25 protein-coding genes and 1 tRNA gene are annotated in these 21324 nt (G+C 35.6%); 22 read left to right on the top strand and 4 right to left on the bottom strand.

The annotated features are described in order from the left end of the window. The first annotated feature begins 40 nt into the window (after positions 1-40). The 3 genes from BAU17_RS04230 to upp all read left to right on the top strand — a co-directional run bounded on the left by BAU17_RS04230 (position 41) and on the right by upp (position 2780). Positions 41-1402: a helix-turn-helix domain-containing protein gene (locus BAU17_RS04230; RefSeq protein WP_161901577.1), complete on the top strand. Its 1362-nt coding sequence runs from the start codon at positions 41-43 to the stop codon at positions 1400-1402. Between the two features lie 96 nt (positions 1403-1498). Beyond that, the gene (locus BAU17_RS04225) at positions 1499-2062 is read left to right on the top strand and encodes an LOG family protein (RefSeq protein ID WP_161901576.1); all 564 of its coding nucleotides are present in this window, start codon (positions 1499-1501) and stop codon (positions 2060-2062) included. A gap of 88 nt (positions 2063-2150) precedes the next feature. Continuing rightward, positions 2151-2780, top strand: a complete 630-nt coding sequence (upp, locus tag BAU17_RS04220; RefSeq protein WP_161901575.1) for a uracil phosphoribosyltransferase — start codon at positions 2151-2153, stop codon at positions 2778-2780. A 76-nt stretch (positions 2781-2856) separates the two neighbouring features. Here the strand turns inward: upp and BAU17_RS04215 are convergent, their stop codons facing one another. Then, positions 2857-3090, bottom strand: a complete 234-nt coding sequence (locus tag BAU17_RS04215) for a hypothetical protein (RefSeq protein ID WP_161901574.1) — start codon at positions 3088-3090, stop codon at positions 2857-2859. A 118-nt stretch (positions 3091-3208) separates the two neighbouring features. Here BAU17_RS04215 and BAU17_RS04210 point away from each other — a divergent pair. The 5 genes from BAU17_RS04210 to BAU17_RS04190 all read left to right on the top strand — a co-directional run bounded on the left by BAU17_RS04210 (position 3209) and on the right by BAU17_RS04190 (position 6648). Beyond that, positions 3209-3281: transfer RNA gene (locus tag BAU17_RS04210), tRNA-Thr, on the top strand. Positions 3282-3528: 247 nt separating this feature from the next. Next, positions 3529-4704, top strand: a complete 1176-nt coding sequence (locus tag BAU17_RS04205) for an FtsW/RodA/SpoVE family cell cycle protein (protein WP_161901573.1) — start codon at positions 3529-3531, stop codon at positions 4702-4704. 7 nt (positions 4705-4711) lie between these two features. After that, positions 4712-5068 (top strand): arsenate reductase family protein, encoded by a 357-nt coding sequence (locus BAU17_RS04200; RefSeq protein WP_161901572.1) that lies wholly within the window; start codon positions 4712-4714, stop codon positions 5066-5068. Then, positions 5065-5406: a glycine cleavage system H family protein gene (locus tag BAU17_RS04195; RefSeq protein WP_161901571.1), complete on the top strand. Its 342-nt coding sequence runs from the start codon at positions 5065-5067 to the stop codon at positions 5404-5406. Before BAU17_RS04200 ends, BAU17_RS04195 begins: the two co-directional genes overlap by 4 nt. A gap of 261 nt (positions 5407-5667) precedes the next feature. Further along, complete coding sequence (locus BAU17_RS04190; RefSeq protein ID WP_161901570.1) at positions 5668-6648, top strand: helix-turn-helix domain-containing protein; 981 nt, start codon at positions 5668-5670, stop codon at positions 6646-6648. 31 nt (positions 6649-6679) lie between these two features. Here the strand turns inward: BAU17_RS04190 and BAU17_RS04185 are convergent, their stop codons facing one another. Continuing rightward, positions 6680-7288, bottom strand: coding sequence for a 50S ribosomal protein L25/general stress protein Ctc (locus BAU17_RS04185; RefSeq protein ID WP_161901569.1), 609 nt, complete (start codon positions 7286-7288; stop codon positions 6680-6682). A 269-nt stretch (positions 7289-7557) separates the two neighbouring features. Beyond that, positions 7558-8391 (bottom strand): MurR/RpiR family transcriptional regulator, encoded by an 834-nt coding sequence (locus tag BAU17_RS04180; RefSeq protein WP_161901568.1) that lies wholly within the window; start codon positions 8389-8391, stop codon positions 7558-7560. Between the two features lie 188 nt (positions 8392-8579). Here BAU17_RS04180 and BAU17_RS04175 point away from each other — a divergent pair, with 188 nt between their 5' ends. The 8 genes from BAU17_RS04175 to udk all read left to right on the top strand — a co-directional run bounded on the left by BAU17_RS04175 (position 8580) and on the right by udk (position 14500). Beyond that, a complete protein-coding gene (locus BAU17_RS04175) occupies positions 8580-9059 on the top strand; it encodes a PTS sugar transporter subunit IIB (RefSeq protein WP_161901567.1) in 480 nt (159 codons plus the stop codon). A gap of 12 nt (positions 9060-9071) precedes the next feature. Beyond that, complete coding sequence (locus BAU17_RS04170; protein WP_161901566.1) at positions 9072-9824, top strand: PTS mannose/fructose/sorbose/N-acetylgalactosamine transporter subunit IIC; 753 nt, start codon at positions 9072-9074, stop codon at positions 9822-9824. Positions 9825-9826: 2 nt separating this feature from the next. Further along, positions 9827-10645: a PTS system mannose/fructose/sorbose family transporter subunit IID gene (locus BAU17_RS04165; RefSeq protein WP_161901565.1), complete on the top strand. Its 819-nt coding sequence runs from the start codon at positions 9827-9829 to the stop codon at positions 10643-10645. Positions 10646-10661: 16 nt separating this feature from the next. Next, positions 10662-11861 (top strand): M20 family metallopeptidase, encoded by a 1200-nt coding sequence (locus BAU17_RS04160; protein WP_161901564.1) that lies wholly within the window; start codon positions 10662-10664, stop codon positions 11859-11861. Between the two features lie 25 nt (positions 11862-11886). Beyond that, positions 11887-12273, top strand: a complete 387-nt coding sequence (locus BAU17_RS04155) for a PTS sugar transporter subunit IIA (protein ID WP_161901563.1) — start codon at positions 11887-11889, stop codon at positions 12271-12273. A gap of 125 nt (positions 12274-12398) precedes the next feature. Continuing rightward, positions 12399-13109, top strand: coding sequence for a 16S rRNA pseudouridine(516) synthase (locus tag BAU17_RS04150; protein WP_161901562.1), 711 nt, complete (start codon positions 12399-12401; stop codon positions 13107-13109). 10 nt (positions 13110-13119) lie between these two features. Next, positions 13120-13803: a YjjG family noncanonical pyrimidine nucleotidase gene (locus BAU17_RS04145; protein ID WP_161901561.1), complete on the top strand. Its 684-nt coding sequence runs from the start codon at positions 13120-13122 to the stop codon at positions 13801-13803. A gap of 70 nt (positions 13804-13873) precedes the next feature. Further along, the gene (udk, locus tag BAU17_RS04140) at positions 13874-14500 is read left to right on the top strand and encodes a uridine kinase (RefSeq protein ID WP_161901560.1); all 627 of its coding nucleotides are present in this window, start codon (positions 13874-13876) and stop codon (positions 14498-14500) included. Positions 14501-14907: 407 nt separating this feature from the next. On the opposite strand, the gene BAU17_RS14280 is transcribed toward udk, so the two are convergent. Continuing rightward, complete coding sequence (locus BAU17_RS14280; protein WP_272927942.1) at positions 14908-15039, bottom strand: hypothetical protein; 132 nt, start codon at positions 15037-15039, stop codon at positions 14908-14910. A 780-nt stretch (positions 15040-15819) separates the two neighbouring features. Between BAU17_RS14280 and BAU17_RS04135 the strand changes: the two genes are divergently transcribed. The 6 genes from BAU17_RS04135 to BAU17_RS04110 are packed head-to-tail and all read left to right on the top strand — an operon-like array spanning position 15820 to position 21261. Continuing rightward, complete coding sequence (locus tag BAU17_RS04135; RefSeq protein ID WP_161901559.1) at positions 15820-16251, top strand: PTS sugar transporter subunit IIA; 432 nt, start codon at positions 15820-15822, stop codon at positions 16249-16251. Beyond that, on the top strand, positions 16235-16708 hold the full coding sequence (locus tag BAU17_RS04130; RefSeq protein ID WP_161901558.1) for a PTS sugar transporter subunit IIB: 474 nt from the start codon (positions 16235-16237) through the stop codon (positions 16706-16708). Before BAU17_RS04135 ends, BAU17_RS04130 begins: the two co-directional genes overlap by 17 nt. Continuing rightward, complete coding sequence (locus BAU17_RS04125) at positions 16705-17490, top strand: PTS mannose/fructose/sorbose/N-acetylgalactosamine transporter subunit IIC (RefSeq protein WP_161901557.1); 786 nt, start codon at positions 16705-16707, stop codon at positions 17488-17490. Before BAU17_RS04130 ends, BAU17_RS04125 begins: the two co-directional genes overlap by 4 nt. Continuing rightward, positions 17487-18302 (top strand): PTS system mannose/fructose/sorbose family transporter subunit IID, encoded by an 816-nt coding sequence (locus BAU17_RS04120; protein ID WP_161901556.1) that lies wholly within the window; start codon positions 17487-17489, stop codon positions 18300-18302. Before BAU17_RS04125 ends, BAU17_RS04120 begins: the two co-directional genes overlap by 4 nt. A gap of 4 nt (positions 18303-18306) precedes the next feature. After that, on the top strand, positions 18307-19353 hold the full coding sequence (locus BAU17_RS04115; RefSeq protein ID WP_161901555.1) for a tyrosine-protein phosphatase: 1047 nt from the start codon (positions 18307-18309) through the stop codon (positions 19351-19353). Between the two features lie 18 nt (positions 19354-19371). Beyond that, positions 19372-21261, top strand: coding sequence for a BglG family transcription antiterminator (locus BAU17_RS04110; RefSeq protein ID WP_161901554.1), 1890 nt, complete (start codon positions 19372-19374; stop codon positions 21259-21261). Positions 21262-21324 lie beyond the last annotated feature (63 nt).

Below are 21324 nucleotides of genomic sequence, written 5' to 3'. Positions count from 1 at the left end.
TGTATTTTTTTATAGGATAAGAGAAAAGGAGGCGAGGACGATGTTTGGTTTACCAAAAAGTATTCTCAGAAAGTTACAAATGTTGTATTTTTTAGACGAGCAGGAATCGTATACCCAAAGTCGTTTAATTGCCGAGCAGATTAACGTTCAGAATCAAACTGTGCTGAAATACTGTCGAGAATTGAATGAAAAGTGTGTACAACTCTTTCCTGAAAAAGAATTATGGATCGATACGACAACGCGTTACGGCATTCGTTTGCAGCGTGAAAATACTAATTTTGATCGATTAATTTCTGATTTATTAATCGAAACATTGACATATGCTTTATTTTCACAACTTATTTATCAGAGACAATTCTCTGTCACTGAATTTTGCGAAAGGCACCAAGTGAGTTTGTCAAAAGTACGGCGAATGGTGTCAAGAATCAATGATGATATTCATAAATACGATTTACACATCAGCGTGTCACATAATGTCAAAATTGTTGGGCAAGAAAAAAATATTCGTGGATTCTTTTTATTGTTCTTAGTCTATGTTGGCTTTTCGCAACAATTAATTTTTTCTTTGGATCATGCAGTGACCTATCGGCAAATTGCGAATCAGCTTGCTATGCGTTTAAAAATAGAACCAAATGAATATGCACTGAACTTATTAGCTAGTTGGTATTGTATTAACGAGTTAGCAATTAACAATAATTACCATTTAGAAGTAGAGGGTACTCGAAATGCCCCATCAGAATTAAAAAATTGGTCGGCTGCGGATTGGAAATTTTTTGTTGATATGTTGACGAATTTTGAATTAATAGAAATTTCTTCTTCCGAACAGATTGTTTCAGCAGATGGACTGCGATGGATCCAATTGTTTGAAGCTCATTTTCGATTATTGACGCCTGCTGAAAAAGACGAGATTCATCAACAATTTTATCGTACGAGTTGGGTGAAACAATTGCAATTTTACCATGCAGAAGTTTATGATATCTTCCAGCCATGGTCAGTAGCCATTGATTGGAAGCATTCTTTTCTAGGGCAACAATTCACGAAATTCTGGCAAGAATATGATCAAGGGTCCGAAGGGGATGAACTGTTAAAAACAAGAAGTTTGTTAAATTGCTATAATTTTATGAATACGGAACAATTACTACCAACCGTCAAGCTGTTTATGTACTCTCAATATCCAAAACGTAATCAATTAGTTATGCGTTCAAAGGTACAACGATGCTTTTCAGGGAAATATAATATTCAATTTTGTCGAGAAGCGATTGAAGCAGACCTGATTTTACTAACTGAAACAATTAATCAACAAAATATTCAAGGAAATCAACCAATTATTACCATCAACCGTTCTTTATCATACGGAGATCTTTCTAGTATTGAACAAGCGATAAACCAATTACTTGCCTAAAACTGCCCGCTAATTTTAGCTAGGGCTTTTTTTGTCTGACCTGTCTTGTAATGTTCTATGCTATACTTGAGAGAAGTTGTAAAGGAGGAATACTTGTTGAATATTGTTGTTTATTGTGGTGCTAGTTTAGGTGTGAATGCACAGTACAAACAAGCGGCTGTGACATTGGGAACTTGGATTGCTGAAAATAACCATACATTAGTTTATGGTGGAGGCAAAGTTGGTTTGATGGGTGTCATTGCAGATACTGTCTTACAAGCAGGTGGTAAAGTGATTGGAGTGATTCCGACTTTTTTACAAGAACGAGAAATTGCCCATGCAGATTTAACTGAGTTACATGTGGTTGAGACGATGTCTGAAAGAAAACAAAAAATGCTCGCGTTAGGTAATGCATGTATTGCTTTACCTGGGGGTCCGGGGACACTAGAAGAGATTATTGAAGCTGTCTCTTGGGCAAGAGTTGGACAAAATGACTGTCCATGTATTTTTTATAATGTTGCTGACTATTACGAACAATTACAACATTTCTTTGACTGGATGGTTCATGAGGAATTTTTATCTCTTGCAGATCGGCGCAATGTGCTTTTTGCGCATTCGGTTGAGGAAATGGCACAATTTATTGCTGAATACACACCACCAGAAGTGCGTCAGTACAAATAAATAAAAAAATCGCAAAATATGTATAAGATAAGTTGTCGTATAAATTTTTTTGAATTACAATAAAGAAAAAGCTGAAGGAGAGTGTACAATGGGAAAATTTCAAGTAATTGATCATCCGTTGATCCAACATAAAGTATCGATTATTCGTGACAAGAATTGTGGAACAAAAGTATTTCGTGAGGTTGTCGATGAAATTGCGATGTTAATGGCATACGAAATTTCTCGTGATATGCCGGTAGAAGATGTGGTTGTAGAAACCCCAATTACCAAAACAACACAAAAAATGTTGTCAGGAAAAAAAGTTGCTATTATTCCAATTCTACGTGCAGGTATTGGGATGGTTGACGGTATGTTAGAATTAATTCCAGCAGCAAAAGTTGGTCATGTCGGCCTATACCGTGATGAAGAAACATTAGAACCACACGAATATTTTGTAAAATTACCAGAAGACATTGATAGCCGTCAATTATTAGTAGTGGATCCAATGTTAGCCACCGGGGGTTCAGCTATCTTAGCAATTGATTCATTGAAAAAACGTGGTGCATCAAATATTAAATTTGTTTGCTTAGTTGCCGCTCCTGAAGGGGTCAAAGCATTACAAGATGCACATCCAGATGTTGACATTTACACTGCAGCATTAGATGATCATTTGAATGAACATGGCTATATCGTACCTGGTTTGGGCGATGCTGGTGACCGTTTATTTGGAACAAAATAATCAAAAGACTTAGAGACACGAGTAGTTGTGTTTCTAAGTCTTTTTTGTAAAAAAACTGTCAAGAGACAGTTTGAAATTATAATTTTTTCATTCGTTTATAGTTAATAATCACGACACCATTGCTTTGGTTAATCAATTGCTTATTGTCTGCTGTATGATCTAGTTCGACAACGGCGGAATTTTTTAGTTGCTTTGTAATAATACCTGTTTCTAAATGATCGTTTACCTTAAATGCAACGGGTGTATCGACAGTAAATGTCGTACCGAATTCTGATGGGACAATAGTTGTTTCAAATTTACCAAATGACATATTCAAAAAACCTCCCTTTCCTTCTACCAGTATATCACAATTTAAGAAAATAATCATTTTTATAGTTTTTACTTTACAAATAAAAAATTTTTTACTATAATTTTCGTGGTGAATTTTTGCCAGCTTAGCTCAGTAGGTAGAGCAACGCACTCGTAACGCGTAGGTCACAGGTTCGATTCCTGCAGCTGGCATCGTGAAACCTTAGCACATACAACAAAAGTTGTATGTGCTAAGGTTTTTGTTTTTGTCAAATGTTTAAGCAACTTTTTTCTAAGACATAAAAAGAGTATGAGGTTCATTTTTTACCAAAATTGGCTTAAAAATAAATTTTTTTCAGCCTCTTTCTAAATTTTTTTTGAATGTCTACTATGAATGCTTTCATTTCTAAGCGAATACCTCTATAATGAAAAGAGTATTTTTGATGGAAAGAGAGAGCCAATGAAAAATAAAAATGTCTTTAAAAATGATAATCGAATCGACTATGGGGTTATACTCCCTGTATTTTTATTATGTTTAATCGGATTATTGTCACTTTATGTTGCCTTATACCAAGCAAATGCGGCCGAACCGTTGAAAGGTGTATTGAAGCAAGGTGGTTGGTACATTGTTGGTGTGATAGCGGTAGCAATTATCATGCGTATTCAATCGAAATGGTTGTGGCGACTGACGCCATATATTTATGGTGCTGGCTTAATTGTGATGACGCTGTTATTAAAATTTTATGACCATGCGATTTTTGAATCGACAGGATCTAAAAACTGGTTTAGTATCGGTTCATTTACTGTTCAACCAGCCGAGTTAATGAAAATTGCGATGATTTTAATGTTGGCGCTTGTTGTGACTCAACACAATGCCAACAATCGTGAACGGACACTAAAAACTGATGGCTTATTAATTGCTAAAATGGCCGCTGTGACGATTCCCGTTTTAGTCCTGGTTTTACTACAAGAAGATTTTGGAACAATGCTCGTCTTTCTGGCTATTTTCGGTGGTATTTTCTTGATGTCGGGTATTTCATGGAAGATTGTTGTGCCAACAATTGGAGTGTTTATTTTACTAGGTGCTTTAGTTATCTTTGTGGCACTGACGGATACTGGCCGAGAATTATTATACCAAGTAGGTGTGAAGCCGCATCAGTTTGAACGGATTGACTTATGGCGTAATCCATTTGAAGACCCACAAAACCAGATTGCAAAGGCGATTATGGCAATTGGTTCAGGTGGAATGTTTGGGAAAGGCTTCAATGTAAGTGATGTGTACGTACCTGTTCGTGAGTCAGATATGATTTTCTCAGTTATCGGTGAAAATTTTGGCTTTGTTGGTAGCACTTTTGTTATTCTGCTGTATTTTATTTTAATTTATCGGATGATTCGAATTTGTTTTGATACAAATAATGAATTTTATGCGTATATTGCAACGGGAATTATTATGATGATTTTATTCCATGTATTTGAAAACATTGGAGCAAACATTGGCTTGCTACCATTAACAGGGATTCCATTACCGTTTATTAGTCAAGGTGGTTCGGCATTACTAAGTAACATGTTGGGGATTGGGTTGGTGTTATCTATGCGTTATCATGCAGAAACAGCCCCGAAAACGTTGAGAGGATGAAATAGAAATGGTTACATTATATTGGTACCCTAAATGCAGTACCTGTAAAGATGCAAAAAAATGGTTAGAATCACATGGTGAAACCGTTGAAACAATCGATATGATTCAACAAGTACCAGATGCAAAGCTACTAGAAAAATGGATAACAGAAAGTGGATTACCGCTTCGACGCTTTTTCAATACTAGTGGCATGAAATATCGTGAATTAGGCTTGAAAGATAAGATAGATGGGTATACACTGGAAGAAGCTTGCCAAGTATTAGCAACTGATGGTATGCTAATTAAACGTCCTATTCTAGTTAAAGACGGTCATTTTTTAACGAATGGTTTTAAAGAAGACGTGTACAAAGGAGTTCTATCATGAAGAAAAAATGCTTAAAGAAAACAGATAATCTATGGGTATTATTTAATGGTGAAGAATACGTCATTGGTTTGACGAAAGCTGCTCAAGATGACCTAGGGACAATCACATTTGCCTCGGTACCTAAGTTAGGTCAAGAATTTACTAAAGGAGATACCTTAATCGAACTAGAAGCAGAAAAAGCTGTGAACGAGTACGTAAGTCCGTTAACAGGAACGGTTTCCTCTGTGAATGAAAAATTAGAACAAAATGTCGATGTGTTAAATGATGAAGATGAAATGAATGCCTGGATTATCAGCTTAAAAGATGTTAATGTAGAGGAATTTGATGATTTAGTATAGAAGGATAAAAGAAGTAGGACAGGATTTGTTCTACTTCTTTTTTACTTAGTGAAAGTTGTAAATTACCTAGGTAAGAATTGAAGCTTTGCCAAATAATTAGTATAAAAAAAAGAAAAATCACCTAGAAATAGTATAATATCAGTAAAAGCAACTCGTAGTTGACGATTTGAATAGTATAATTGGTGGTGTGCAACTACTGAATGAGGGATACTAAGAATAGAAAAAGAACTTGTAAATAGTTCGCAAAGAAAGGTGATTGTTATGATTTTATCTGAAAAAATAATTCAACTTCGCAAAAAACAAGGATGGTCACAAGAAGAGTTAGCCATGCAAATGAATGTCTCTCGTCAAGCTGTTTCAAAGTGGGAACAAGCCCAGTCTATTCCCGATTTAGATAAAATTTTACTATTGTCACAATTATTTGATGTATCCACCGATTATTTATTGAAAGATGATTTAGAAATAGAAGAAGCTAGCACTAATGAAGAAAAAGCTTATATTGTTCGTCGTGTGAGCTTAGAGGAAGCCAATAAGTTTTTGAGTTTGAAGGAAAAAGCTCGTTTTTGGGTAGCTTTTGCTACATTTCTATGTATACTATCACCCATACCCCTAATCTGGTTGGGAGGAGCTGCAAGTAATGATGTCATTTCTATGACCACAAATACTGCTGGAGTTGTGGGTTTAATTTGGTTACTTGTTCAAGTGGCGGTAGCGGTAACTATCTTTTTAATGATTGATTCACAGTTAAATCAGTATGCCTATTTAGAAAAAGAAATTTTCGAACTAGAGTACGGTGTTGATAGTATGGTAAAGCAAAGAAAAGAACAATTTCGTCCTACTTATGTTCGGTATAATATCATTGGTGTAGTATTGTGTACTCTATCTTCAATTCCATTGTTTGCAAGTAATCTTTATAATAAACCAATTTATCAAGTGACAGGGTTGGTTGGTTTGATTTTTATGATTAGTATCGGCACTTTTTGTTTTATTTTGGTAGGGACAAAGTGGGCTGCTATGCAACAATTACTTGAAGAAGGTGATTATAGTCGTGAGAAGAAACAAAAATCGCACGTAGTCGAAATTATCGCTTGGGTTTATTGGCTTTTGACGACAGCTTTATATCTTTTTCTTAGCTTTACACGATATGATTGGGAAAGGTCGTGGATTATTTGGCCGATTGCAGGCATTCTCTTTGGTGCAATAATGGTTGTTGCCAATGGATTTTCTACACATAAAAAATAAGAGGAAAGCCACTAGGCTTTCCTCTTTTTCTTTATTCTTCTTCACCAATGACTTCTGGTTGTGCTTCTTCTCCAGGAGTTTCTTCTTCCTCTACGCGTGGTTCTGTGACAGAAGCGATTTGTTCTTCTGGATCAGTAACAATTGTATATTCTTTGGCTGCTGGAATATCAGCAACTGTAATTGAATCACCGATTTCTAATGCTGATACATCAACTTCAACCGTTTCAGGCAATTTGTCTGGTGTTGCTGAAACAGTAACGGTGTAAAGGTTTTGTGCTAAAACTCCGCCAGCTTTTACACCAGCAGCTTCACCGACTAAGGCTACTTCTGCTTCTACTTCAGTTTCTTCTTTCATATTAACTGATAAGAATTCAATATGAGTCACATGACCTGTGAATGTATCAGATGTATAACGTTGAATCAAAGTATTGACTTTTTTACCATCAATCGTCATTGTAATAACGGTATTTAGCCCTTCTTCACGTAAAACACGGGCAAAATCTGCAGCATCCACTGCGATTGGCGTACTTTCTACTTTATATCCGTTTAAGACGGCTGGGACTTTTCCTTCATGACGCAATTTGTTGCGAATAGAACGTGGGCGAACTTCTCTCTTACTTACTTCCAATGATACTGACATAACTCAATTCCTCCTAAATTTCCTGTTTTAACAGTAGTTTTTAAGCAAATGTTGTTTACTCATGCACATTTTTCAGTGGGGTACGTGATTGAGAACACGCAAAAGGGTAGCCATGCAAACACAGCTACCCAGAAAGGTTGATCAAATCTTTCTCCACCAGGTTGTAACGCTGTGTGTAGTGAGAATTTAATTTACTTTACTCTTCTACCCTACGCTGTTTTAATACAGAAGTCAAATATTTTGAATAAAGGGTGATTTTTTTGAAAAACTTACTTTGTATAATGTAGTGCATGGCGAAATTGTTCAAGATAAGCAATTGTTTCTTCTGTTTTTGAAGAAATGACTAAAGTAAATAACAAATCTACTAGCACTAATTGTGATACACGTCGTGTATAGATTCCTGCATTCTTGTAATCCAATTCTTCGGTAGGTGTTAAAAAAGCAACATCCGAAAAGGCGACTAAGGGCGTGTTGTCAAAGCTTGTGATAGAAATGATTGGCACATTATTTTTTTTTAATAACTCTGCTAAACGTAAAATATCAGGATTTTTTCCACTATGAGACACAATAAATGCGCAGGATTGTTGATCCAATTTCCCGGCTTTTAATAACTGCATATGATATTCCAGATTAAATTCAACATCTAAAGGGGAACGTAAAAATTTATGATAAGCATCTAGGGCGATAGGGGTAGAACCTCCTAACCCAAAAAAAACGATTTTTTTACTGTTGTTAAATAACTTAACTGCTTTATTTAAATCTTCTAAATTAATTAGTTTGGATGTGTTCTCTAGTGCACGGATATTTGAGTTAAATACTTTTTTTATAATTGTTTGTGTGTCATCATTCTCAGACGTATCTTCTTGCAAAAGATTTTTGTGATTGTTAGCAAGCATGACTGTCAATTCTTTAAATCCAGATAGTTTTATTTTTTTTGCAAATAAAAAAATAGTGGATTCTGCAACATTACAAGTGCTAGCTAATTCAGAAATAGTCATCTGTGAAGCTTTATCCGCATGGTCTAATAAGTAGTCAGCGATAAGTTTTTCTTTTTTGGTAAACGAGAGATAATTAAGTTGAATTAGGCTTTTTAAATCATTCATTGTGAGTCTCCTTTGAAAAAATTTCGAATTAATTATTTATTTTTCGAAAAAATTTGATATAATAAAATAAATTTGAAAGCGGTTAACAAAAAATGAAAAAATTTCATTTTTAGATATCAAGTATACCATAAAATGAAAAGGCTTTAATTGTTAATCGGAAAAAATAAACGAAAGATGGAGGCAGTGATATGGTTAAGGTTGGTTTAGTGAGAGTGGATAGTCGTTTATTACATGGGCAAGTGGTAACTAGATGGATTGGTCAAGTAGGAGCGAAAGAAGTCATTATCATCGATGATGCTTTGGCAAAAGATGAATTTATGATTGAAGTTTTTGAAATGGCAGCACCAGCAGGGGTTAAATTGATTGTTAAATCACAAAATGAAGCAAAAGAATTTTTGGAAAATAGAGATTTATCAAAATCAATTATCTTATTTAAAAACATCCCTTCCTTACTTGAGGGATTGGCAAATGAATTGCCATTTACCGATATTCAAATTGGGGGAATTGGTGGTGCTGCGGGACGCGTCGTAGTATTTAAAAATATTACCTTGACGAATGAGGAATATAGTCAATTACAAACTCTTGAAAATGAAGGAAAACATATATTTTTACAAACTGTGCCAGAAGAGAAAGAGGTTAGTTTAGCGAGTATTGCCAATAAATTTTAAGGAGGAAATGCAATGAGTGTGATTCAAGCGATTATTTTAGGAATATTGTTTTGTTTTTGTCGAATGGGTATTTTATATACTTGGCCAAAGAATATTCCTTTATTTGGTGCGATGTTAATTGGCATTGTTTTAGGTGATATTCCTCAAGCAATGATTATAGGTGCAGCTATTCAAGCCATTTATATGGGCGTGATTCAACCGGGTGGAAATATCCCGACTGATCAGGTTCTAGCAACTTTTATTGCAGTTCCGATTGCATTGCAATCTAATTTAGAACCAGCAGTAGCAGTTACTTTGGCAGTGCCTGTAGGGTTATTAGGTGTTTTATTGGACTATATTAGACGAACGGTCAATGCTGCGTGGGTTCACATGGCAGATACGTATGCTGAAAAAGCTAATACAGCCGGTATTATGCGCGCCCATTTTTTATATCCAACCTTGTCACTAATAGGGATTTATATCATCCCTGTAGCAATTGCCATTTATTTAGGACCGAATGCAGTCAATGCGTTTATGGAGGTTGTTCCTGATTGGATTATGACAGGGCTGCAAGTGGCTGGAGGAATTTTGCCAGCTTTAGGGTTTGCAATCACTATTTCTGTTATTGGAAAAGGAAATGTTATTCCTTATTTCTTATTCGGCTTTTTCTTATTCCAATATGCATCTGAAGTGAACACCATTGCATTTGCGTTGTTTGGAATGTTCCTAGCATTCTTGCATATTACCTTTACTAAAAAGAATTCAGAAGAAGTGGGGGCTGTATAGCGATGGAAGAAAATAAAAAATTATTGACCAAAAAAGATATTCGACGTTCGTGGATGTATTGGATTGGGACATGTGAGTTATCTAATTCTTTTGAACGGCTACAAACACTTGCTTTTGCGGCATGTTTAGCACCTATTTTGAAAAAATTGTATAAAGAAGATGCAGACTTGAAGGATGCCTTGAATCGACATATGACTTTCTTTAATACAGAAGGAATATGGGGAAGTTTGATACACGGGATTGTTATTGCTATGGAAGAGGAAAGAGCTAAAGGCGAAGATATTTCCGATGAAATGATTACTGGGTTAAAAACAGGTTTTATGGGTCCGCTAGCAGGAATAGGTGATACGGTTGACTGGGGAACAATTAGACCGATTGTCATTGGTTTATTCTTACCTCTGGCTTCTGCTGGAAGTTGGATTGCAGGTTTAGGACCATTTGTGGTTGTTAGTTTGATGACGACTTCAATTAGTTATTATTTATGGCATTTAGGATATCGAGTAGGGCGTAAAAGTATTTTGCAAGTGCTGAAAGATGGAAGAATCAATCAATTTATTACGGCATCGAGTGTGTTAGGAATGTTCATGATGGGAATTTTATCTTCACAATATGTAAAACTCTCATTAAAGCCGGAAATTGTTGTGAACGGAGAAACAACAGGTATTCAATCATATATTGATCAGATTTTACCGGGATTGTTGCCTGTGACAGCTGTCTTTATTATCTACTATTTAATCCGATATCGTAAAGTGAAATATACACATATTTTACTGGGAGTCTTATTGTTCTCATTGGTAGGAGCACTTGTAGGTCTATTTTAGTTTGGGGGAATTTTGAATGTTACAGGAAATAAAAAAAGAAATTGAAAAAAATGTAGAGGAACGAAAACCAGAGCTGATAGAACTAAGTGAATATATCCATAGTCACCCAGAATTAGGTTATGAGGAGTTTTTAGCCGTTGAAAAAATTACTACTTATCTAATCAATTCTAATATCGAAGTAGAAAATAATTATTGCGGTCTTGAAACATCGTTCAAAGCAACACATACTCAAGGAGATGGAGAGATACACTTTGCTATATTAGCGGAGTATGATGCCTTACCCAAATTAGGACATGCTTGTGGACACAATATCATTGCTTCATCAGCTGTAGGAGCATTTTTAGCGACAAAAACTGCAATGGAAATATTTGATATTTCAGGAAAAGTCTCGTTGATTGGTACACCCGCAGAAGAAGGCGGTGGTGGGAAAATTAAATTAATTGAAAGAGGGGCATTCGAAGATATTGATGCTGCGACAATGGTTCATCCGACTTCTGGAACAACGCGAATTGCGGGACGCTGTACAGCAACATATAAATTTACTATTGAATATCTTGGACATTCTGCGCATGCAGCTAGCCAACCATTTAAAGGGGTAAATGCGTTAGATGCAGCTAATCTATTTTTCAATGCTGTTGCGATGCTACGTCAACAAGTGACATCAGATACACGCTTATCAGGTATTTTAGTAGAAGGTGGTACGGCAACAGGCATGATTCCAGATTATTCAAAAATTGAGTACAGCATTCGCTGCATGGAAGAAGATGAATTACCTCATTTAGTTGAAAAAGTTAAAAACTGTATTCAAGCGGGCGCTCTTGCTACGGGGTGTAAAGTAAATATTGAAGAAGAGAAGGGTTACGGAGCACGAACTTTCAGCCGTGTGTTAGGAAATATTTGTAGAGAAGCGTTAGAAGAATTAGGCGAACCAGTTTTACCTGATTTTCCAGATGATTTCGGTTCAACCGATTTTGGTAATGTGAGTCAACTTATTCCGACTACCAATCCTTATTTTAGTTTGAATAAAACGCGGGTGTCTTTGCATACAGCAGAATACGAGAAACTTGCCAACTTACCAATTAGTCACAAAGCAATAGAGCGCTCTGCAAAAGCAATGAGTATGACTGTGGTTGAGACATTTTTGAATCCAACTATCATGGAACTTGCAAAAGAAGAGAAAAATGAGTTAGTAGATGTAAATATAAAACCAAGATAAAAATCAAAGCTGTGAGGAGAGAAAGATGGTATCAATTTTATTAGGAAGTCATGGTTATTTTGCTAAAGAAGCATTGGCGAGTGCTGAAATGATTGTAGGGAAACAAGAAAATGTCGGTGTATTCTCTCTTGAGGAACAGATGGATTTAGAAATGATCGTTGAAGAAGCTCGAAATCAGTTTGACATGCTTGAAAAATCGAATGGTGTTCTGATTCTTACGGATATTCTAGGTGGAACACCTTCGAATGTCGCGATGATTATTCAACGAAAAAATCCGAATACAAATGTATTAACAGGATTTAATTTACCAATAATTATCGAAGCATTACTAAATAGAGAACAAAATTTAGAACAATTAGTGACTTATTTAGTAGAGGCATTTCCAAGCACATTACAAAACATTACAAAATGAATCAAACGAGGTGCATGAGGTAATCAAGTATTATCTAATGCGCCTTGTTTGACATACAAAAATAGCTTAATTTATTTATCAATTAGACAAAACGCGCTATAATAACCAAGAAAGAAAGGGATGTTATGCGTTTAGATAAATTAATTGAAACAGAATGGAAGACGTCACGCAAACAGATGAAACGTCTTTTTTTAATGGGGAAAGTTCGAGTGGATGGGAAAATTGTTTATCAAGAGAATAAAAATGTGGATAGTTTGATTCATCAAATTGAAGTCAATGGGCAAAGATTGAAAACAACAGATACATACTATCTTTTGAATAAACCTCAAGGTGTAGTGACAGCCAATCGGGATAAATTAACAACCGTTTTTGATTTATTGGCACCAGAAGATCAGCGAGGAGATTTAGCAGCGGTTGGACGGCTGGATCGTGATACAGAAGGATTGCTATTGTTGACGAGTAACGGCCAATTAGGGTACGATTTATTACAGCCAAAAAAGAAAGTCGATAAGGTATACGAAGCTAAAATTAATGCCGAAGTGACCGTTAATGATGTGCAAGCTTTTGCGCAAGGTATTATCTTTCATGGTGGGGAGCAGTGTCAGCCGGCAAAATTGGAGATTTTAACGTCAACGCCAACAGAAAGCACTGTTCGTTTAACACTTCGTGAAGGAAAGTTCCACCAAGTGAAGAAAATGTTTTTAGTAACGGGGAAAAAAGTTATTTTTTTAAAACGAGTAGCAATGGGCCCTTTACAACTTGGTTCATTGTCAACAGGAAGTTATCGTGCATTGACACAAGCAGAGCTACTGTCCTTAAAACCATACTTTAGATAAGGAGATCAAAATGAAATATAATACATTATTATTTGATGTAGATGATACATTACTGGATTTTAAAGATGCTGAAAACCAAGCACTACGCCATTTATTTCAAGAAGTTGCAATTGAGTTAACACCTGAAATTGAACATACGTATAAAGTCTTGAATCAAAGACGTTGGAAAGAATACGAAAAAGGCAATATGACCTCAGAAGAAGTGGTGAATGGGCGTTTTGGTGAGCTATTTGCACACTTTGGGAAAGAAGTCGATAGTCCAGCGATGGAACGACGTTACCGTTCTTATTTGAATCAAGGACATAAACGTTTAGGAAATAGTTTGGAAATTGTTCAAGACTTAGCCCAAAAAGCAGACTTGTATGTGGTAACAAACGGTGTAGCCCAAACGCAATTCCAACGATTGACAGAATCAAATTTATTGCCGTATTTCAAAGATATTTTTGTTTCCGAGACAGCAGGACATCAAAAACCTAAGACAGAATTTTTTGATTACGCATTTGCACGCATTCCTAAATTTACTAAACAAGAGACCGTTATTATTGGTGATTCTTTAACTTCGGATATTCAAGGTGGTATCAATGCAGGGATTGATACGATTTGGTTGCATCCAGAAAAAAATATGCAACCGACAATTCAACCAACCTTCCAAATTCAAACGTTAGAAGAAATTTATGAGATTTTAGCAAATTAATCACTAAATTATGATAGTAATTTTTGCTATTTCGGCTATAATTGAAACAAATACCAAAGGAGATAAAGTGATGACGACACACAGACCGATTATTATAGGGGTTACTGGGGGATCAGGCAGTGGAAAAACCAGCGTAAGCCGTGCTATTTTTAATCATTTCCCCGACCATTCTATTATGATGTTAGAACATGACTCTTACTATAAAAATCAAAGCCATTTAGCATTTGAAGAACGGTTGAAAACCAATTACGACCACCCGTTAGCTTTTGATACAGATTTGATGATTGACCATTTACAGCAATTACTCAATTATGAAGCGATTGAAAAACCCGTCTATGATTATGTTCGCCATACTAGAAGTGAAGAAACAGTTCATCAAGAACCACGAGAAGTGATTATTCTTGAGGGCATTTTAATCTTAGAAGATGAGCGTCTACGTGATTTAATGGATATTAAAATTTATGTGGATACGGATGATGATATTCGTATCATTCGCCGAATCAAACGAGATATTGAAGAACGCGGGCGTACGTTAGACTCAGTTATTGAGCAATATTTAACGGTTGTCAAACCGATGTATCATCAATTTATTGAACCTACTAAGCGTTATGCAGACGTGATTGTACCTGAAGGCGGGGAAAATCATGTAGCGATTGATTTGATTAATACCAAAGTGGAAAAAATTCTTTCTATGTAAACAAATAACCGTGCAGGTAATTTATCAAAATTACCTGCACGGTTATTTAGTGTAATTAACACCAAATTTTCCCGACTTTTGGATGTGAATAGGTATTACTTTCGATTAGATGCTCCAAATCTTTTTCAGACAAGTTACATATATCAAATACCTCTAAATTATCAGAATTAAAATCGCCTTCCCAAATACGCCAAATTTCGTACGGAACAGAGTAATTATTTAAATAACTAATCAAGTCAGAATAAAAGCTAGTGGGGTTAGTAATCCTTATTTCATAATAATATTTCTTGTGTGTGTATTTTGAAATTGTTTGAGAATCAGTATCTTGTATAATTTCAAATGTGAATTCATTTTTTCCTCTAAATAAAAACTTTTTCATAGGGATTGATATCAGCTAAATCAAACCATCAATTTTGAAAATATTTTTCCAAATCTGTATAGCTATAACCTAAATCAATCATTTCATTCAGTGAAAATAGGGAATGATTGATTTGTTCTGTAAATTTATGATTGGATGCCAGGTATAAAGCGATAGACATGCACAACTTCCTTTCTAAATTTAGGGTGAAATCATGATTTTTTGTTTTTATATTATGTATCTATTCATCTTTTTCTTAAATGAGTTTTTCTTTTTCATAAAATAGTAGGTGATGTATACGTCACCATCGCACCTTCTTTCGTTTTTAATTCCCTAGGTAACTATAAATTCTAGAGGCATACTGAAATTATAATATAAACGGGTATTTACCGCGCTATCTAAATGCGAATCAATTTTTTATAGTTCTCTATTACATGAGAAATATTAGAACGATTGACATCAATCGTTCTAATGTGGTTTTATTATACAGTTATTTGACATAAAAAAACATTTTTATCCTAAAGAGTGTGATTTTGGATGTGAATGTCATCTATTTTTAATGAATGTAAGTGAGAGTCTTTCGGGTGAAAGAAAAAACTAGCCAAGACCATCCTTTTATGATACAGTATGTTTTATGCGATGAGCCGAGACGGCTAGCGGATGCTAGTCAACTCAAACAGAGGCACATAGAGGAAACTCGCCTACCGGATTGTAGGGTGTCGGATGATTTTTTTGTGGAGAAAAACTCATCTACTAGCAATAGTACTGTCGAAGCCAACAGAGAAATCTGTTGGCTTTTTTTTTGCTATCAATTTTCAATGTTCATTTCTATTCGTACATTTCACTTTCGTTAGTGAAAAACGTGTTATTGAAAGCGATTTTCATCAATATATAATGAAAACATAAGAACAAGCAAGTTCTTACAATAACGGACATATGAACTTTAAGGAGGCATAGTGAAATGGGGAATACAATTGGCGTTTTAATTATGACGCACGGAGATTTTGGAAAGGCTGCCATTGAAAGTGCAGAATTAATTGTTGGTAAGCAAGATAATTATGATACGATGAGCGTTTTTGTTGTCGATCAAGTCGATGATTTAAAACAAGAAATGTTAGATAAAGCAGATAAATTAGATACATCAAAAGGACTTTTGGTTCTGACAGATATTGTTGGAGGAACACCAATTAATCTAGCAAGCTACTTGTTAGAAAGAGAAAATACCATTGTGGCGTCTGGTGTCAATTTACCGGTATTATTGGAAGTTTTGATGAGTCGTACGGGGACAATTGAAGAGTTAGCAGAAGTTGTACAAGCGGCTTACAATCAAGGATTAACAATTAGAACAAATGAAGATTTGGAAGGAGACGAAGAAGATGAGTATAGTCTTTAGTAGAATTGATGACCGTTTAATTCATGGTCAAGTAGTAACAACATGGGTGAATATGCATCATGTAGAACAAATTATCGTATTAAATGATAAAGTCGCAGGAGATAAAACACAAAAAAGTATCCTGACGATGGCTGCACCGCAAGGAATTAATGTACGCGCTTTTCCAGTAGAAAAATTTGGTGAAATTATTAAGAGAAATCCAATTACCAGAAGAACGATGTTATTGTTCACGACAAGTGAAGATGTTTTGCGTGCAGTAGAAGCAGGTGTGCCAGTTGAGGCCTTAAATGTCGGTGGCATGCGTTTTCAAGAAGGACGTGAACGTTTAACCAAAGCGGTTGCTGTAACACCTGCAGAAAGAGCTGCCTTTGAAAGTTTACTGGCTAAAGGAGTCGATGTGACGATTCAAATGGTGCCAAATGATGAGAAAACGAATCTGAAGGAGGTTCTTTCATGATTTCAGCCTTATTAATTGCAGCGTGGGCGGGAATTTGTGCGATTGATGATATTGGTACACAAATGATTCGCCGACCATTGTTGATTGCCCCTGTTATTGGATTAATTCTAGGAGATTTGGAAACGTCATTATATATTGGTGCAACACTTGAGGTTATGTGGATGGGGGTCGGAAATGTCGGGGCTTATTCAGCACCAGATATTATTTCGGGCACGGCAATTGGTACAGCTTTAGGAATTGCATCAGGAGGAACGGCAACAGCAGTAGCACTAGCTGTCCCAACTTCCTTGTTGGCACAACAACTATTAGTCTTATATCGTTCAAGTATTGTTTATTTGAACCCGATTGCGGATAAAATTGCAGATACGGGTGATTTTTCAAAAATTTTCCGTATTAATTATGTACCGATGTGTATTGCTTTCTTAATCCGTGCTGTCCCAACTTTTTTAGCGATTTATTTTGGTTCTAGTACAATTGATGTCGTGGTAGAAGCACTTCCAGAAGGTATTATGGATGGATTAACTGTCGCTGGTAAAATTATTCCAGCCGTAGGTATTGGCTTATTGATGTTAATGATGATGAAAAAAGGCGAATTATGGACGTTCTTGATTGCGGGCTTCACACTTGCGGTTTATTTAGACCTATCTGTATTGCCAATCACCTTAATCGCTCTACCAATTGCCTTGATTTATGATATTGCAACACAAGAGAAAGTCGTTGTTCAGAGTTCTGCTGGAAATGTCGAGGATGATGAAGATTATGAGGGGGACTTTGATTTATGAGTGAACAAATAAATAAAGTAACGAAAAGTGATTTAAATAAAGTCTTTTGGCGGATGCAGCTATTAAATGTTACAAATAACTTTCAATCCATGCAAGCGATTGGATTCTTATCAAGCTTTGCGCCCGTATTGGAGCGTTTATACAGTGATAAACCAAAAGAGTTAAAAGTCAAAGCGATGAAACGTCATTTGGAATTCTTCAATAGTCACGTGAATGCGGATGCACTGATCTTGGGGATTACAGCAGCGATTGAAGAAACGACGGAAGAAGATCAAAAAGAAACCGTAACTGGTATTAAAACAGGGTTGATGGGTCCTTTAGCAGGGATTGGCGATAGTATTTTAAAATTTACTTGGTTACCAATTTGTGGAAGTATTGGTGCAGCATTAGCTTTAAACGGTAGTGTCTTAGGCCCCATTTTGATGTTCTTGTTGTATAATTCAGTCAACGTAGCGATTAAATATTATGGGATTCACTTAGGTTATGTTAAAGGAATGGAAATGATTGAAGGCGCTGGCGGCAATATTTTGCAACGTTTATCAAACATGGCAAACGTCGTTGGTTTAATGGTTATTGGTGCCTTAATAGCTTCTGTGGTGCAGGTCAATGTCGTCGCTGAAATTTCAGCAGGTGACAATGTGATTGCCTTCCAAGAAATGTTTGACAAAGTGATGCCTGGATTATTCAGTATTTTAACTACTTTTGTCGTTTACAAAATTTTGAAGAAAACCAATGGAAAACATGCTCCTGTTTTAATTGTTTCGATTATGGCTCTTTCAATTATTCTAACAATGTTAGGTATATTAGGTTAAGCGTATGACAAATAGATATGAAGTCAGTCAACCAGAGAAAAATTGTTTTCTTTTCCAGAAACCAACTTTACAACAGGAGCAAGAAGTTGAAGTGTTCTTAATGAAGACAATGAACGACACAGAACCCATATCAGTAATTAAAACAAACGAAGCCAGTTTTACACTCACCATTGATGTCGATTATCGTCCCTATTTTTTGATAAAAACAGAAGAAGAGAGCTACGTCATCGGTGAACGGACACTGCCGGTAGAAGGCATGAATAATTTCCGCGATATGGGTGGGTACCCAACAGTTGATGGTAAACATGTAAAATGGGGGAAACTTTATCGCTCGGATCATATTCATAATGCCACAGCAAAGGGATTAGAATATTTGCAAAAATTAGGGATTCATACGATTATTGATTATCGTAGTGATGTTGAAATTGAAAAATATCCGAATCCAACCATCAATGACCAAGTCGTAACGTATCATGTAGATCCTGCTGCGCATGCGGCTGAACTTGCTGCTCAGTTCCAAGCATCTAAAGAAAACGAAGATGCGAACTTAATCAATGAAATTATCGAGCAACAAAAAAACGGTACACTTGTGAATCAAGCAGATGTTGTGTTAGAACAATATCGTACCTTTGCAAATAAAAAAGAATCGAAAGAAGCTTTTGCAAAAATGCTACGTGAAGTTGCTAAACCCGAGGCAGCTGCCATTGTGCAACATTGCCGTGGCGGTAAAGACCGTACTGGCTATGGGGCGATGTTAGTCTTAGGTGTTCTTGGAGTACCGAAAGAAGAGTTACTAGCAGATTACTTGTTGACCGCAAAAAATCGTGAAGAAAGAAACGCTGTAAAAATGGCAGGTTATCGCAAATTGACCGATGATCCAAGTGTACTTGACCATTTGTATTCATTTATTGATACAAAATCAGAGTTTATTGAAGCGTCGATTGATGCGATTATCGATAACTATAATTCGATTGAGAATTATGTCAAACAAGAATTAGGTATCTCACAAGAAATAATTGATACGATGAAAGAACTTTATTTAGAAGAATAAAAAAAGAGGTGAAGAGATATGGCTTTAGGGATATCCAAGAAATTAGAATTCTTAGATAGTCAACCTAGATTAAAAGCGCTATTTCTTCTTCTTTTTCGTGCAGATGACTTTTTAACTAGTGAAAAGCTTGGTGAACGATTGAATGTGACGTCACGGACCGTTAAATCAGATATGAAGCAGCTAAAAGAAAGTGTTGCAACAAATAAAGAAATCCAAATTGTTTCAAAACGTTCATTAGGATACAAATTAATGATTGAAAACCAAGAAGATGAAGCAGCTATCAGAGAGTTTTTTCAAATGTATTCCTCATTATCTCTGGATAGTGAATTCGATCATCGTGTTCGCTATATTTTGCGACGCTTCTTGTCTGCAGATCAACCAGTGAAAGTCGAAGAAATTCAGCAAGAATTAATTATTAATTATTCAATTAGTAGAGAATTACAGAAAGTAAAAGAGATGTTAGCAAAATACGGTCTCTCTTTAAATGTTCGTCCTCATCATGGAATGGTTATTGAAGGTCCGGTATTCAAAAAAATCATGCTGACGATTCGAATGTACCGCTACTTTGATAAAAATACGAGCAATGATTTTGGCATTCCAGAATACAATGCATTTTTTTATTGTGACCGAGCAGAAAAAGAAAAAATACACAACACCTTTTTTAAAACGATTACCAACTCGCGCATTGTGTTCTCAGATATTAATGCAGAGCGTTTCATTATCTACTTATTGTATTTTCGAAATCAGGTTCTTAATGGGGAGGAAGAGCTCTTAGATTTACCTAAAATTAACTTTGATTATAAGCCAACGGATGAATACGAGCTTGTCGTTGAGTTAGTACAAAAATTACGCAACAAATTTACAGGTTTCGATTTTTCGATAGAAGTCATTCAATTTTTAACCTACATTGCGATTTTCAGTACGGATTTGTATCGTTTCGTGGATTGCAGCAAAGAAAATTATAATCACTTAATTCAACTAGCTGAAGAAACGCGCAACTTTTTATTAAGAGAGATATCCGAATATTTACAAATTGATGCGTTTGATGATTATACTTGCTTGAAAGACTTATTGAAAATTATGATACCGATTAGTTTGAAAATCATGTTAAATGTTTCTGACAGTGTCGATTTACGCTACAAAGATTTTCATGATACTGGTGACCAACCGTTGCTACGAATGTATATGAAGAAAATAAAAAAGACGTTCGCAATGACGTATCAGTACGAATTTTCCAAACGTGAAATTCATTTAATTTTCTTGACGTTTTGTGGGATGTTGAATCGAATCGTCTTAGAACATCGTAAACTGCGTTTAGCGATTATTGCTATTGATGGACGTCTTTCAACCCAGCAATTAAAGTTTAATCTGCAGCATAATTTTTCAGAATATATTGAACGGATTGAAACCAAAGTATTGTATGAATTAAACTCTGGAGACACGCAGGAATACGATTATTATTTATGTTCGACGTACGGTAAAAACTTAAATATTACGCACCAACCGATTTACTATGTAAAAGATGAGTTGTCAGAATTTGAATACATTGACTCCTTGCGTACTATTTTTTTCAGTGCCTTTGCTTATGAAAGTAAATTACCTCCGATTGATTTTCAAAAAGTATCCGGTAAGAAGAATGGTTTAATCAAAAAGACCGATGACGTATTAGTAGTGGATAAAGAGATTCAACTAAAAATCTATCTTAAATTAACAGCAACTAAGCAAGAATTTACGATTTTTGAAGAGACACCAACTGTTTTTACTTTACAAATTGGTGTATCTATCAAAGAAGACCGTCAAAAATTAAAAATGCTATTGAATGTGTTGAATCGCATCATTGCGGAACCTCAGGTACTTGTAAATGCAGTACAACAGGAACAAATCAGTTATGAGAGCTTTTTGAGATAGCGATGTGACCAGTGAATTTCACTGGTCTTTTTTGGTACCTTTGTTGTTTTCTTCAAAAGTAGG

This window comes from Candidatus Enterococcus willemsii, assembly GCF_009933335.1.
GTDB lineage: Bacteria > Bacillota > Bacilli > Lactobacillales > Enterococcaceae > Enterococcus_F > Enterococcus_F willemsii.
This window is presented reverse-complemented; position numbering and strand designations above follow the sequence as displayed.

Excerpts from the sequence above, each read along its gene's own strand:
- BAU17_RS04130 (WP_161901558.1), top strand. The coding sequence starts at position 16,235 with ATGAGTATAGTCTTTAGTAGAATTGATGACCGTTTAATTCATGGTCAA.
- BAU17_RS04135 (WP_161901559.1), top strand. The coding sequence starts at position 15,820 with ATGGGGAATACAATTGGCGTTTTAATTATGACGCACGGAGATTTTGGA.
- BAU17_RS04170 (WP_161901566.1), top strand. The coding sequence starts at position 9,072 with ATGAGTGTGATTCAAGCGATTATTTTAGGAATATTGTTTTGTTTTTGT.
- BAU17_RS04145 (WP_161901561.1), top strand. The coding sequence starts at position 13,120 with ATGAAATATAATACATTATTATTTGATGTAGATGATACATTACTGGAT.
- BAU17_RS04200 (WP_161901572.1), top strand. The coding sequence starts at position 4,712 with ATGGTTACATTATATTGGTACCCTAAATGCAGTACCTGTAAAGATGCA.
- BAU17_RS04150 (WP_161901562.1), top strand. The coding sequence starts at position 12,399 with ATGCGTTTAGATAAATTAATTGAAACAGAATGGAAGACGTCACGCAAA.
- BAU17_RS14280 (WP_272927942.1), bottom strand. The coding sequence starts at position 15,039 with ATGTCTATCGCTTTATACCTGGCATCCAATCATAAATTTACAGAACAA.
- BAU17_RS04110 (WP_161901554.1), top strand. The coding sequence starts at position 19,372 with ATGGCTTTAGGGATATCCAAGAAATTAGAATTCTTAGATAGTCAACCT.
- BAU17_RS04120 (WP_161901556.1), top strand. The coding sequence starts at position 17,487 with ATGAGTGAACAAATAAATAAAGTAACGAAAAGTGATTTAAATAAAGTC.
- BAU17_RS04230 (WP_161901577.1), top strand. The coding sequence starts at position 41 with ATGTTTGGTTTACCAAAAAGTATTCTCAGAAAGTTACAAATGTTGTAT.
- BAU17_RS04190 (WP_161901570.1), top strand. The coding sequence starts at position 5,668 with ATGATTTTATCTGAAAAAATAATTCAACTTCGCAAAAAACAAGGATGG.
- BAU17_RS04155 (WP_161901563.1), top strand. The coding sequence starts at position 11,887 with ATGGTATCAATTTTATTAGGAAGTCATGGTTATTTTGCTAAAGAAGCA.
- BAU17_RS04215 (WP_161901574.1), bottom strand. The coding sequence starts at position 3,090 with ATGTCATTTGGTAAATTTGAAACAACTATTGTCCCATCAGAATTCGGT.
- BAU17_RS04125 (WP_161901557.1), top strand. The coding sequence starts at position 16,705 with ATGATTTCAGCCTTATTAATTGCAGCGTGGGCGGGAATTTGTGCGATT.
- BAU17_RS04115 (WP_161901555.1), top strand. The coding sequence starts at position 18,307 with ATGACAAATAGATATGAAGTCAGTCAACCAGAGAAAAATTGTTTTCTT.
- BAU17_RS04160 (WP_161901564.1), top strand. The coding sequence starts at position 10,662 with ATGTTACAGGAAATAAAAAAAGAAATTGAAAAAAATGTAGAGGAACGA.
- BAU17_RS04165 (WP_161901565.1), top strand. The coding sequence starts at position 9,827 with ATGGAAGAAAATAAAAAATTATTGACCAAAAAAGATATTCGACGTTCG.
- BAU17_RS04185 (WP_161901569.1), bottom strand. The coding sequence starts at position 7,288 with ATGTCAGTATCATTGGAAGTAAGTAAGAGAGAAGTTCGCCCACGTTCT.
- udk (WP_161901560.1), top strand. The coding sequence starts at position 13,874 with ATGACGACACACAGACCGATTATTATAGGGGTTACTGGGGGATCAGGC.
- BAU17_RS04205 (WP_161901573.1), top strand. The coding sequence starts at position 3,529 with ATGAAAAATAAAAATGTCTTTAAAAATGATAATCGAATCGACTATGGG.
- upp (WP_161901575.1), top strand. The coding sequence starts at position 2,151 with ATGGGAAAATTTCAAGTAATTGATCATCCGTTGATCCAACATAAAGTA.
- BAU17_RS04195 (WP_161901571.1), top strand. The coding sequence starts at position 5,065 with ATGAAGAAAAAATGCTTAAAGAAAACAGATAATCTATGGGTATTATTT.
- BAU17_RS04175 (WP_161901567.1), top strand. The coding sequence starts at position 8,580 with ATGGTTAAGGTTGGTTTAGTGAGAGTGGATAGTCGTTTATTACATGGG.
- BAU17_RS04180 (WP_161901568.1), bottom strand. The coding sequence starts at position 8,391 with ATGAATGATTTAAAAAGCCTAATTCAACTTAATTATCTCTCGTTTACC.